The organism is Paenibacillus flagellatus (assembly GCF_003217775.1).
GTDB classification, from domain to species: Bacteria; Bacillota; Bacilli; order Paenibacillales; family NBRC-103111; genus Paenibacillus_AB; species Paenibacillus_AB flagellatus.
In genome coordinates, this window is the sequence record NZ_QJVJ01000003.1 from 540,944 (window position 1) to 552,923 (window position 11,980).

11 protein-coding genes are annotated in these 11,980 nt (G+C 61.8%); 1 reads left to right on the top strand and 10 read right to left on the bottom strand.

The window, feature by feature from the left end; genetic code table 11:
* Positions 1 to 7: 7 nt before the first annotated feature.
* From DLM86_RS08960 to DLM86_RS08985, 6 genes are all read right to left on the bottom strand, one after another.
* Positions 8 to 1,321 carry a M20/M25/M40 family metallo-hydrolase gene (locus tag DLM86_RS08960; RefSeq protein WP_110839638.1) on the bottom strand — a complete coding sequence of 438 codons (1,314 nt, stop codon included), beginning with the start codon at positions 1,319 to 1,321 and terminating at the stop codon, positions 8 to 10.
* On the bottom strand, positions 1,322 to 1,714 hold the full coding sequence (locus DLM86_RS08965; protein WP_110839639.1) for a RidA family protein: 393 nt from the start codon (positions 1,712 to 1,714) through the stop codon (positions 1,322 to 1,324).
* An 82-nt stretch (positions 1,715 to 1,796) separates the two neighbouring features.
* Positions 1,797 to 2,888: an alanine racemase gene (locus tag DLM86_RS08970; RefSeq protein ID WP_245954485.1), complete on the bottom strand. Its 1,092-nt coding sequence runs from the start codon at positions 2,886 to 2,888 to the stop codon at positions 1,797 to 1,799.
* A gap of 292 nt (positions 2,889 to 3,180) precedes the next feature.
* Positions 3,181 to 4,068, bottom strand: coding sequence for a carbohydrate ABC transporter permease (locus DLM86_RS08975; RefSeq protein WP_110839641.1), 888 nt, complete (start codon positions 4,066 to 4,068; stop codon positions 3,181 to 3,183).
* A 12-nt stretch (positions 4,069 to 4,080) separates the two neighbouring features.
* On the bottom strand, positions 4,081 to 5,043 hold the full coding sequence (locus DLM86_RS08980; RefSeq protein WP_245954445.1) for an ABC transporter permease: 963 nt from the start codon (positions 5,041 to 5,043) through the stop codon (positions 4,081 to 4,083).
* Positions 5,044 to 5,214: 171 nt separating this feature from the next.
* Positions 5,215 to 6,915, bottom strand: a complete 1,701-nt coding sequence (locus DLM86_RS08985; RefSeq protein ID WP_110839642.1) for a polysaccharide deacetylase family protein — start codon at positions 6,913 to 6,915, stop codon at positions 5,215 to 5,217.
* A 364-nt stretch (positions 6,916 to 7,279) separates the two neighbouring features.
* Between DLM86_RS08985 and DLM86_RS08990 the strand changes: the two genes are divergently transcribed.
* The gene (locus DLM86_RS08990; protein ID WP_110839777.1) at positions 7,280 to 7,846 is read left to right on the top strand and encodes an LOG family protein; all 567 of its coding nucleotides are present in this window, start codon (positions 7,280 to 7,282) and stop codon (positions 7,844 to 7,846) included.
* Between the two features lie 123 nt (positions 7,847 to 7,969).
* On the opposite strand, the gene yhfH is transcribed toward DLM86_RS08990, so the two are convergent.
* The 4 genes from yhfH to DLM86_RS09010 all read right to left on the bottom strand — a co-directional run bounded on the left by yhfH (position 7,970) and on the right by DLM86_RS09010 (position 11,966).
* Positions 7,970 to 8,140 carry a protein YhfH gene (gene yhfH, locus DLM86_RS08995; RefSeq protein WP_110839643.1) on the bottom strand — a complete coding sequence of 57 codons (171 nt, stop codon included), beginning with the start codon at positions 8,138 to 8,140 and terminating at the stop codon, positions 7,970 to 7,972.
* Between the two features lie 304 nt (positions 8,141 to 8,444).
* Positions 8,445 to 8,882, bottom strand: coding sequence for a PaaI family thioesterase (locus DLM86_RS09000; protein ID WP_110839644.1), 438 nt, complete (start codon positions 8,880 to 8,882; stop codon positions 8,445 to 8,447).
* An 85-nt stretch (positions 8,883 to 8,967) separates the two neighbouring features.
* Positions 8,968 to 10,743 (bottom strand): acyl-CoA dehydrogenase family protein, encoded by a 1,776-nt coding sequence (locus tag DLM86_RS09005; protein ID WP_110839645.1) that lies wholly within the window; start codon positions 10,741 to 10,743, stop codon positions 8,968 to 8,970.
* A gap of 38 nt (positions 10,744 to 10,781) precedes the next feature.
* Positions 10,782 to 11,966 (bottom strand): acetyl-CoA C-acyltransferase, encoded by a 1,185-nt coding sequence (locus DLM86_RS09010; RefSeq protein WP_110839646.1) that lies wholly within the window; start codon positions 11,964 to 11,966, stop codon positions 10,782 to 10,784.
* Positions 11,967 to 11,980: the final 14 nt, after the last annotated feature.

Consider the following 11,980-nt stretch of genomic DNA (forward strand, 5'->3'; position numbering starts at 1 on the left):
CGTCCGTTCAGTCTCCTTCCGCTCCGCACCAATCCACCGTCAATTCGGCAAACCAGCGGATTAATCGGGAATAGCTGTCCAAATCGAGATATTCGTCGGCCGCATGCGCATTCGCGCCGGAAGGCCCCAGCACGAGCGCCGGCGTCGGGCTGTGCAGGTTGAACATGAAGCCGTCGCAGGCGAACGGCGATCCCCGGTTCGCCTCGGGCTCCCGTCCGAGCGCCGTCGCGCCGGAACGGCGGACGACGGCGAGGAACGATTCCGTCGGTTCGCCGGCCGGCATCTCGCTGCCGGACAAATACCGGATGAGCGGGGTAACGTGCGGCCGGACTTTGGCCAATATCGGAAAGTTCGGCAGCTCGCTCTCGTAAAATTGCCACAACCAGTCGAGAATTTGCGCATCGGTCATGCCGGGGTAGCCTTCGATCCAGAAGTTCAGCTTGCCGTCGGCGGGCAGCTTCTCCTGCAGCTCCCGATTCGTGTCGCCCGATACGATCGAGAGGACGACGACGTCGATGCCGCGGTCGGTATGGCTCCACATCGGATGCGTCGGCACGAGCTCGTTCAGCCGTTTCTTGAACTTTTGCAGCAGCATGGCGAACGCCACGGTCGCGTCGAGCGCGCTGACCAGCTCTTCGCCGTTGAAGCCGATGCCGCTTTTGCCGGAAAATTCCGCCTTCCAGATGCCCCCGCCCAGATGGGCCGGATACGGCACCAGGTTCGTCGGCTCGGGAATGACCGCCATATCGGGATTGACGCCCATCAAGCGGCCGGCCAGCGTCCCGTTCGCGCCGCCGTGCTCTTCGTCGACGACGCTTTCGATATACACGTCGCCGCGGAGCCGGATGCCGCATTCGCGCAAGCAGCGAATCGCCTCCAGCGCGGCGGCCATGCCGCCTTTCATGTCGTACGAGCCGCGGCCGAACAGCTTGCCGTCGCGGATCGTGCCCGAGAACGGTCCGTCCCGCCAAGGCTCGGTCCCTTCATACACCGTATCGGCATGGCCGGAGAAGACGAGCGAGCGGCCCGCTCCGGCACCGGCGAACAAGCCGTGCACGTTCGGCCTTCCGGCATAGTTGCGCGTCTTCATGAACGCCGGATGGTCGTTCAAGCCCGGTACATCGTCCAGCTCGTAGACGGTGACGTCCGCTCCCAGCGAACGGAGCCGCTCGGCAAAATAAGACTGGTAAGCGGCTTCATTTCCGTTCGGAGGATGGTTGACGCTCGGGATGCGGACGAGCTCGGCGGCCAAGGCGGCCGAAGCTTCCTTGTTCGACTCGACCCATTCCGCGATGATCCGCGTAATCGCGTCCCGCTTCATTCAGCCTTCTCCTCGGCGCGTAGGCGCGTACGCAATGACGTCGATCTCGATCAAGTAGTTGCCGAGCCCGCTCTGAACGGTCGTCCGCGTCGGATACGGCTTGCTGAAGAGCGTCTCGTATACTTTGTTATAGGCCGGGGACATGCTCAGGTCGCTCAAATGGGCGTTCACTTTGATGACATGGTCCAGCGTCAGTCCGGCCGCTTCGAGAATCGCTTCGATATTGCGGACGCTTTGCGTCGTCTGCGCTTCGATCGTGTCGCCCGCGAGCTCGCGCGTTTCCGGATAGACGCCGACTTGACCGGAAACGTAGACGAAGTCTCCCGCACGGAGAGCATGCGAGAACGGCAGCGGGAATTGAGGGGCGTTTGGCGCTTTGATTTCGATGGACATGGGTACAATCGTCCTTTCCGTTTCGGATAATGGGAATCGCAATAATCGCTAAATCGTCCTATTTTCGTTCATTTCGGCCCGTTTACCGCACTTTGCCTCGCGCGTCGACGGTCAGCCATTTCTCGAACCGCCCGTTGCGGACGCCGCACAGCTTGTCGTGAAGATTCGTGACGACGCAGCAATGATTCGGCACGATGCGCACCGTCTCCCCGATCCGGAACGAATCGAGGTCCGGAACCGAGACGATGCCGTGCTCCTCGCTCAGCCGTTCGATGACGGCTCCTTCGTGCCCCAGAACGATGCCGTAGCCGGGATGGTACTTGCTCAAATCGCTGCTCAGCGTCTTCGAGCCGGCGTCGACGATGATCGTCCCCGGACGCGGACGGCCGACGACCGTCGCCGCGATCGTCATGGCGCACTCGTCCTCGCCGATGAGCCCCATCTTCCACTGTCCGCCGTCCCCGAAAACATAAGCGCCCGGACGCATTTCCGTCACGCCCGTACCGGCGACGTCGGCGACGTATTTCGACGTCGGCGTCGATCCTACGCTGATTTCTTCGATCGCGATGCCGTCGTTTTCGAGCAACACTTTCGTCGAAACCAGATCGTCCGCTTCCCGCTTCGCCGCCTCGCGGATCGCCTCCGGCGCGTCGTGGCCGTAGGCGTGGCCGGAATGGGTCATCAATCCGGTTACGCGTATGTAGGGGAGCTCGGCGATCCGCTTCACCAGCTCGGCCGTCTCCTCGCCCGGCTGCCTGCCGCACCGGTTCAAGCCGGTGTTCACGTCGACGTAAAGTCGGACGTCGCGGCCCAAGCTGCGGCCGAGCGACGACCATTGGCGCGCGACCTCGACGTCGTCCGTGCTGAGCGTCACCTTCGCCTTCTCCATTAACCGGCCGAGCCTCTCCAGCTTCGCGGCGCCGATGACCGGGAAGGCGATCAAAATGTCGTCGATGCCGCCTTCGGCCATCGTCTCCGCTTCCCCGAGCTTGGCGACCGTAATGCCGGACGCGCCGTACCGGATTTGCTCCTGCGCGATCCAGACGCTTTTGTGCGTCTTCGTGTGCGGTCTGAGCTTGACGCCTGCTCGCGCCGCCCGATTCGCCGTCTCCCGCAAGTTGCGGTCCAGCACGTCCAGATCGATCAGGACGGCCGGCGTATCCCACTGCTCCATGACGCTCACATCGATCCTCTCCCCGAATGGTTTGCCGTCGTCCGAGCGCCGTTGGCATCCGAATAACGGTTTTTCGCGATCATCGTAACACAGGCCTAATTTCACATCAAGAAAAACTTTTCCCGAATGGGTAAAAAAAGAATCACCTGTCAAACCGTCTGGATTCGCCGCGTTTTCTCCCCAAAACGAAAAAGACCCGGCAACGGATCGAAACGTCCGAAGCGCGGGGTCTTCCCGATCGGCGACATGGAGCCTTGGCCCTTGTCCCGAACGTCTCGGGCTGCGGGCGCGGTTATCCTTTGATGGAACCGAGCAGCATCCCTTTGACGAAATATTTTTGCAGAAACGGATAAATAATTAAGATCGGAATGATCGCGACGACGACGGTCGCCATCTTGATCGTCTCCGGCGGCAGCTGCTGAATGTCGCTCGCGTTAATGTTCAGCTCCGTACTGACGCTAGGCGACACGATCATGTTCCGCAGGACGACCTGGATCGGCATCATGTCCTTGTCGGTCATGTACATGATCCCGCCGAAGTACGCGTTCCAGTGGCCGACTCCGTAGAACAGCCCGAGCGTGGCCAGAATCGGAAGCGACAGCGGAAGCACGATGCGGAACAGCGTCTGCATGTCGCCGCAGCCGTCGACCTTCGCCGCCTCCTCGATTTCGCTCGGCAAATTCTCGAAATACGTCTTCATGATGAGCAGGTTGAAGGACGAGACGAGCCCCGGAATAATGAGCGCCCAGATCGAGTTCAGCAAACCGGTCGAGCGGACGACGATATAGAGCGGGATCAGGCCGCCCGAGAACAGCATCGTGAAGACGATGCCGACGAGGACGACGTTGCGCCCCGGCAAAAACTTTTTCGACAGCGGATAAGCGAGGAACGTCGTCACGAGCAGGTTGCAGAACGTACCGATCACCGTTACCCGCACCGTCACCCACAGCGCCTTCGGAATGCGATCGCTTTCGAAAATGTACTTGTACGCCTCGGTCGTCACTTCGTTCGGCCAAATGACGAACCCGCCGTTGCGAAGCACCTCGGCGATCGGCGTGATCGACATGACGATGACGTAATAGAGCGGAAACAGCGTAGCCAGGCCGAACAGCGTCATGGACAAGTAGATGAAAAAATCGACGACGTAGTCGGATTTCGTCTTTTTGAGTATGAATGACATCGGTTTGACCTCCTACCAGATTCCGGACCCGCCGAGTTTTTTCGCAAGCTTGTTCGCCGAAACGACGAGGATGAAGCCGATGACCGATTTGAAGAAGCCGACCGCCGCCGCGACGCTGAAGTCGAGGCTTTCGATCCCCCGGCGGAACACCCACGTGTCGATAATGTCCCCGACCTCGTAGACCCGCGCGTTGAGGAAGATGTACACCTGCTCGAAGCCGGCGTCGAGAATGTGGCCGATGCGCAAAATGAGCAGCAGGACGAACACTTCGCGAATGCCGGGCAGCGTAATGTGCCAAATTTGTCTCCAGCGGCCCGCTCCGTCGACGACGGCCGCTTCGTACAGCTCGTGGTTGATCGTGGCGAGCGCCGCCAGGTAGATGATCGCCCCGTAGCCGGTGCTTTTCCAGATGTCCGTCAAAATGAGGATCGGCCGGAACCAATCTTTGTCGGTCAGCAGGTTGAGCGTCTCGCCCGTATGATCGCGCCACCATGTGCTGATCAGGCCGGCGTCCGGCGCCAAAAACGAGAAGACGAGACCGTACACGATAATCCATGACAGAAAGTACGGTCCGTACGTCACGGTCTGGATCGCCCGCTTGAACCATTGGACGCGAATTTCGTTCAGAATGAGGGCGAGCAGGACGTCCGGAAGCATATTGAACGCGATCCGGTACACGCTGATGATCAGCGTGTTGCGAATCAGATCCGGAAAGTCCGGCGACGTGAAGACGGTGCGAAAATTGTCGAGCCCCGCCCACTCGCTCCCCCAAATCCCTTTGACCAAGTTGTACTTCTTGAACGCGATCAGCAAGCCGCCCATCGGAATGTAGTGGTAGATGATGTAGTACAAAATTCCCGGTAGCATCATCAAGTAAAACCAACGATAACGGACAAGCGCTTTTCCCAATAGGAGGATTTTTTGCTTGACGGTCGTTTGGTCCGAGGTGCTTGCCAAAGCTTGGTCTGTCTTCACTTTTGCATTCCTCCTGGTTGATTGGCGTATCGCGCCGAAACAATAAAGCGTTTTCACAGCTATCCCATATCAACATCATATTCGTTCATGTTATCGATTACAAGATTTGCATTGACGCGAAATATGTCTTTAAAAGGTCTTTATTATCCGAAACGTTACACATAACGTGTCTTAAATTCGGACAACCGTTCGGCGGCAGCGGATTCCGAACCTTATCTCCGTCCCGGAGCCGGAATCGCCCGCGCCGTCTGAGGAGACGGGTACGTAGACGACGATGTCCCGACCTTCGGAACGCCCGTCGACCACGACGTTGCCTTCGTCGTCGAGGCGGGGAATTAAAGACCGGCGGTATCGCTCCCAATCGTTTACTTTTTTCCCTGTCCAAAAATCGAAGCCGAGCCGGCGCGCTTCGCGGACGAGCAGGCGAATCGAATCGCGCACCGCTTCCCACCGGTCGATATGAATTTGGTGATACAGGAAATGGGCCACTCCCCCCACCCGTTTCACCTGCTCCAAAAACGGCACGATGACCGAATTGTCGGATAGGTTGGACAGTTCCAAATCCTGAGTCAAAAAGCTCATTTCGAGCACGTCGTACATCCGGTTCCCCTCGGTCGACCAAGCGATCGGGAAGTACGGGTGGCACGTGCCGAACAGCATGCCGACGTTGCCCTTCTTGCTCGGGCCTCGCGTCTGGTCGGCGGCGATGCCGTGACGTTCGCACCATTCGAACAGCTCGCCCCAGCCTTCGAAGCGGGTGTAATGGTTTTTGTTCGACGTGACGCCGTCAAGATCCGCCGCGTCTTTCAGCCATTGCAGCTGACGGGCGAACTCTTCCTCCGCCCAGGCGCCGCCCTGCGCCTCCAGGGCGTTGTAGTGGAACGCGAGCTCGTGCCCGGCCGCCTTCACCTCGTCGTACACCGGCTTGCCGTATCCCGGCTCCAGCATGCACCACGTCGTCCGGATGCCGAGCTCGGCCAACAGCGCGAGCGTCGTTCTCGCCTGCTTATCCTGATTATGGTCGCTGTCGTGGGAAATCATGAGCACTTGGGAGACGCCGTCCGGGTAATAGCCGACGAATGGCACCGTCTTGCCCGTTTCGACGACCGTGCCGAGCAGGGCGCCGACGAACGCTTCCCGCCACAGGTCGGCATACGGATATGCGAAATACGGCATGCCGGTCTCGGTCGTTTTCCGGTCCCAGCGCCAATCGACGGCCGCCTGGTCGTCCGCTTTCAGGATGCCGTCGTCGACCGCTCCCGTCCCGTCGGGTGCCGGGGCTCCGTCCTCGAGGACCGGTCCTTTGCCCTGCTGCAGCCGCACGATCGTATCCCATATGTCGACGGACCAGCGGTACAGCCGGCCGCCGCCGACCCGAAACGTTTGCAGAGCCGCTCCGGCCGGCTCCCCGTCGGGACGATCGCGGACGATCCGGCCTTTCTCCTCGCACGTGACGCCGCCTCCGGCCGCTCCGCTTCGCCACGGCAACGCTTCCAAAAAGCGCAGCGGCGTCCGCTCCTCGTTTCCGGCCGGCTCCAGCAGCGCGTAGCCCGGCGCGACGCAAGCCTCCTTCGCGTAGCCCAGCGTGACGCCGAGCTTGTTCAAGTTCGCGCAGCCGATCACGATTCCGCCGCGCTCCATGTACGCCGTTATCGCCGCAACCGTCCGATCGTCCTCCGAGCATACCGCCGCCACGACAACGTCGCAGTCGCAATGCTCCAGCTCCTCCGCATCGTTCAGCGTCGCGAACGGCAGTCCGGCATGGGCGAGCACTTCGCCCGCGTACAGCCCGAACGCGTTCAAGCCGAATCGCTGTCTGAGCAGGACGGCGTTCCGGTCGTACAGCACGGCAATCTTGGCCATTTTCGTCATAACGTCATCTTCCTCTCTCCGATTGGACCGTGCGCATCGCTTTGCGCATCAAGCTTCGTCGCACTTTGTTGTACTGTATAATACCTGTATACGAAAAGAAATCATTCCGATGTTACCATATATGCCGCCATCCGGCAATGCAGAAGTTTTGCCACATGAACCGATTTTGCGAAAAAGCGGCGCGAAAGGCGTTCCGATGCGTTCCGCAGCGGCTCGTGCCCGGCCGGACCGACCGGAAAATACCGGTATCGACGCCACGCGGCTTGTCTTCCCCGCGAGCGCTGGCGTACGATAAGTAGAGCGAATGGCCCGCCTGAACGTCGGGCCGGGCAACGTCGCGGATAAAGGAGAGGAGCGCCGATTGATGAAAACGGTAGCCGTATTTTGCGGGTCGGGAAACGGTTCCGATCCCGTCTATAGGAACGAAGCGCGGGCATTGGGGGAAGCGCTGGCGGCAAACGGATTGGATCTCGTATACGGAGGCGCGACGGTCGGCTGTATGGGAGCCGTCGCCGATGCGGTTCTGGCAGCCGGCGGAAGAGCGATCGGAGTTATCCCGAGAAAGCTCGTTGATGTGGAAATCGCCCACGATCGATTGACGGAGCTTCACGTCGTGGATACGATGCACGAAAGAAAAGCGATGATGGCGGAGCGCGCCGACGGCTTCATTGCATTGCCCGGGGGCACGGGCACGCTGGAAGAATGGTTTGAGGTGTTCACGTGGGCCCAGCTCGGGTATCACCGCAAGCCGTGCGCATTGCTGAACGTCAATCGATACTACGACCCTTTGCTGTCGCTGTTCGACCATATGATCGGACAAGGGTTCATGAAAGAACCGTACAAACGATTGATCGTGACGGACCGCGATCCCGAAGCGCTGATCCGGAAGCTGCAGACGTATGAAGCGGATTATGCGCCCAAATGGGGATGACGCTTCCGCCGATCGATCTTCGGGGCCGGGTCCCGTACCCCGATCCCGAGGCAAGAAAAAGAATCCCTCCATCCGGACGGGATTCTTTTCGCTTCGTACGGCACGGACTCCGGCCGGGTACGTTCATTTCGGGGGGACCGGTACGAGCTTGAAGCCGAACGGATAAACCGTTCCCCCGCTGCATTCGACGCAAACGTGCGTGTAGCACTCGGATTGCTCTTCCATGACTGTTCCGCATTTGGCGCACTGCTTCTGCGGAAGCGTTTCGAAAAATTGATGGGCCGGAGGCAGCATGCGAACCCGTTCACCCCCTCTCGTCGAATTTTGTACTACTACAGTTTATGGTTTGTTTTTTTATTATATAACAATCAACCGATCGTTGACGAGCTGTTTTTTCGTCTTCCCCCGCCTAAAACGCGATCGACCGTCTGCGGGCATGTCCGACACCGGAATCCGCAGCGGATCGACACAAATCCAACCGAGCGGCTCGGCGGCCGATTAGCCTTCCCCCATCTGCGTTGCGAATTCGGCGGACGCGGAGCCGGGTCATTGAAAAAAGGCCGTACCTTGGCGGTACGGCCGACATCGCTGCTTCGCATCAGGACGGCCGGACCGCGGGCGCCTCTCCGCCGACGACCCGGAACGAGGCGCTTCCCCACGAGCCGAGACGCCCTTCCCCGTCCTCGACACGGCCGCGCGCGGTAACGGTTTTGCGCGACTCGTGCACGAGCTCCGCGGTCACCGTAATCGGACCGAGCCCCAGCGGGGTCAAGTAATGAATATTCATATTCGTCGTGACGACGCTGTCGCCGGGTCTCGCGATCATGGCGACGATGCCCATCGCGCTGTCCAGCAGCGAGGCGTGGACGCCCCCGTGCAGCAAGCCGATGCCGTTCAGATGGCGCCGTTCGGCCAGCAGCGAGACGACGACGAGGCCCGGCTCGGCCTTCGCGAGCCTGCATCTCAAATCGTCCCAAAACGTCCCTCGGGCCGCTTCCTCCAGCTTCCTCATCCAGTTTTCCAGGTTGGCGTCCATGCTGTCGACTACCTCCAATGCTCCGTTTCGGACGCGGCTCGCTCGCGGCCCGCGGTTCAGCCGGCGGCGGTCCGGACAATCCGCGTCATCCGACGACGTACCGTTCCGCCGCGATGACCTTCTCCGCGATTTTCCGCTTCAGCCGGATCGCGTCGGGCGGCGTATGCCGCGTCCATTTGCGCAGCACCGACAGCTGCAGCGCGAGCAGATCGCCGGACGCCATCGCCGCGACCGCCTGCTTCGCCGCCCGCTCGACGTCCGCGAACGCTTCGTGGACGTATACCGTCGCCATCGCCGCCGCCAATTCCGCCCGCGCCTCCCCCGACTTCGCGGCGATTTTCTCCGCCCGAACGATCGCGCTCTCCATCGCGTAGATGCGGATCATGACGTCGGCGAGCAGCGCCAGCACCTCCTGCTCCTCCTCGAGCGCGAGCCCGTACGTTTGCACCGCCTGGCCGCCGATCAGCAGAAACAGTTGCTTCGCCGTCGCGAGCAGCCGCTTCTCCTGACCGAACGGCTCATCGGCTTCGTCGCGCCCGGCCGGCTCGAGCATCCGCTCTTGAACGGATTGGGCGTGCTCCATAAGCGGAAGCTCGCCTTTCATCGCTTTTTTCAGCAGCGTGCCGGGAATGAGCAGCCGGTTGATCTCGTTCGTCCCTTCGAAAATCCGGTTGATGCGCGAGTCGCGGTAAATGCGCTCGATTTTGTATTCTTGAATGAAGCCATAGCCGCCGTGAATTTGGACTCCCTCGTCGGCCGCGAAATCGAGCGCCTCCGTGCCGAACACTTTGATGATCGAGCATTCGAGCGCGTACTCGGCGATCCCTTTGGCCGCCTGCATGCCCGCCAGCTCGCCGTCGTGGTCGATGTCCGCGAGCACGGCGTCGATCAGCCCCGCGGTCCGGTACACCATGCTTTCCAGCACGTACGTCGCGATGTTCATGTCCGCGAGCTTTTGGCCGATCAGCGGAAACGACGAAATCGGCTTGCCGAACTGCTCCCGTTCGTTGGCGTACGCCGCGCTCAGCGCGATCGCCTCCTTGGCGCCGCCGATGCAGCCCGCGCCCAGCTTGAACCGGCCGATGTTCAAAATGTTGAACGCGATCAGATGCCCTTTGCCGGGCTCGCCGAGCAAATGGCCGACCGGCACGCGGACGTTCTCGAGAATGAGCGGGCACGTGGAGGAGCCCTTGATGCCCATCTTCTTCTCTTCCGGCCCGATGCTGACCCCTTCCATCGTCCGCTCGACGATAAAAGCCGAAAATCGGCTGCCGTCGATTTTCGCGTAGACGACGAATACGTCCGCGAAGCCGGCGTTCGTAATGAACTGCTTCGTGCCGTTCAGCACGTAGTGCGAGCCGTCCTCGGACAGCTTCGCGGTCGTCTTCGCGCCGAGCGCGTCCGAGCCGGACGACGGCTCGGTCAAGCAGTATGCGGCGATTTTCGTCCCGTTCGCCAAATCGGGCAAAAACGTCCGCTTCTGCTCCGGCGTGCCGAAAAACACGATCGGCAGCGTGCCGATGCCGACGTGGGCGCCGACCGACAGCGCGAACGAAGAGCCTTTCGCCAGCTTCTCGCTGACGATCGTCGAGCTGACCTTGTCGAGTCCGAGTCCGCCGTACGCCTCGGGCACGTCGATGCCGAGCAGGCCGAGCTCGCCCGCCTTGCGGAGCAGCTCGACGGTCAGCCCGTAGTCGAGCTTCTCCAGCTTCTCGTCGTGCGGCGTCACCTCGCCTTCGATGAACTGCTCCGTCGTCTCGGCGATCATCGCCTGCTCCTCGGTCCAATCTTCCGGCGTCGTCACCCGGTCCCACGTGATCGAATCGATGACGAAGCTTCCGCCTTTTACGATGCGCGCCATGCCGCGCCCCTCCTTTCGTCCTGCCGATCCGACGGCCGTCATGGCGCGAACGCCTCGAACACGCCGGCCGCCCCCATTCCGCCGCCGATGCACATCGAGACGACGCCGTATCCGCCGCCTCGCCGCCCCAGCTCCCGGATGAGCGTCGTCGCGAGCTTCGCGCCCGTGCAGCCGAGCGGGTGGCCGAGCGCGATCGCGCCGCCGTTCGGGTTCACCGCCGCATCGTCCAGCTCCAGCTGCCGGATCACCTGGATGCATTGCGAGGCGAACGCTTCGTTGATTTCATACAGCGAGACGTCGCCCTTGCCGATGCCCGCCTGCCGCAGTGCCTTCGGAATCGCCTCGACCGGGCCGATCCCCATCACCTCGGGCGGAACGCCCGCCACAGCGAACGAGCGGTACGCGGCGAGCGGCTTCAGCCCGAGCGACTCCGCTTTGCGCCGGCTCATGACGACGAGCGCGGCCGCCCCGTCGCTGACGGGAGACGCGTTGCCGGCCGTCACCGTACCGTTCGCCGAGAACGCGGGCTTGAGCTTCGCGAGCGCCTCCGGCGTCGTGTCGGGGCGGACGCATTCGTCGACGTCGAAGACGAGCTCCTTCGTCCACGCGCCGCGGTCCGCATCGAAGCCGGAGACGGTCGTCCGCACCGGCGCGATCTCGTCCGCGAACTTGCCCGCCGCTTGCGCCGCCGCCGCCTTCTTATGGCTCGCATACGCGAACGCATCCTGCTCCTCGCGCGTAATGCCGTATCGCTGCGCCACCCGCTCGGCCGTATGCCCCATCCCCATGTACGCCTCCGGCATCCGCTCGAGCAAGTCCGGGTGCGGCGACAGCTTGAACCCCGTCATCGGGACGTGGCTCATGCTCTCGACGCCGCCCGCGATGACGGTATCCGCCCGCCCGAGCATGATCCGCTCGGCGGCGTACGCGATCGCCTGCAAGCCGGACGAGCAGAATCGGTTGACCGTGATCGCCGGCACGGACACCGGAAAGCCGGCGTACAGCGCCATCGTCCGGGCGAAATTGAGCCCCTGCTCTCCTTCCGGCATCGCGCAGCCGATGACGATGTCCTCGACGTCCTCCTTGCGCAAGCCGGGCGTCCGGTCGACGGCCGCCTCGAGCGCCGTCCGTCCCAAATCCTCGGCGCGCGTCTGCGCGAGCGACCCTTTCCGCCCCCGGCCGACGGCCGTGCGGACGGCCGTTACGATGACCGCCTCTTCCATGTCCGTCCACCTCC

Coding starts and splice junctions, on each gene's coding strand:
- DLM86_RS08960 (WP_110839638.1), bottom strand. CDS start 1,321: ATGAAGCGGGACGCGATTACGCGGATCATCGCGGAATGGGTCGAGTCG.
- DLM86_RS08965 (WP_110839639.1), bottom strand. CDS start 1,714: ATGTCCATCGAAATCAAAGCGCCAAACGCCCCTCAATTCCCGCTGCCG.
- DLM86_RS08970 (WP_245954485.1), bottom strand. CDS start 2,888: ATGGAGCAGTGGGATACGCCGGCCGTCCTGATCGATCTGGACGTGCTG.
- DLM86_RS08975 (WP_110839641.1), bottom strand. CDS start 4,068: ATGTCATTCATACTCAAAAAGACGAAATCCGACTACGTCGTCGATTTT.
- DLM86_RS08985 (WP_110839642.1), bottom strand. CDS start 6,915: ATGACGAAAATGGCCAAGATTGCCGTGCTGTACGACCGGAACGCCGTC.
- DLM86_RS08990 (WP_110839777.1), top strand. CDS start 7,280: ATGAAAACGGTAGCCGTATTTTGCGGGTCGGGAAACGGTTCCGATCCC.
- yhfH (WP_110839643.1), bottom strand. CDS start 8,140: ATGCTGCCTCCGGCCCATCAATTTTTCGAAACGCTTCCGCAGAAGCAG.
- DLM86_RS09000 (WP_110839644.1), bottom strand. CDS start 8,882: ATGGACGCCAACCTGGAAAACTGGATGAGGAAGCTGGAGGAAGCGGCC.
- DLM86_RS09005 (WP_110839645.1), bottom strand. CDS start 10,743: ATGGCGCGCATCGTAAAAGGCGGAAGCTTCGTCATCGATTCGATCACG.
- DLM86_RS09010 (WP_110839646.1), bottom strand. CDS start 11,966: ATGGAAGAGGCGGTCATCGTAACGGCCGTCCGCACGGCCGTCGGCCGG.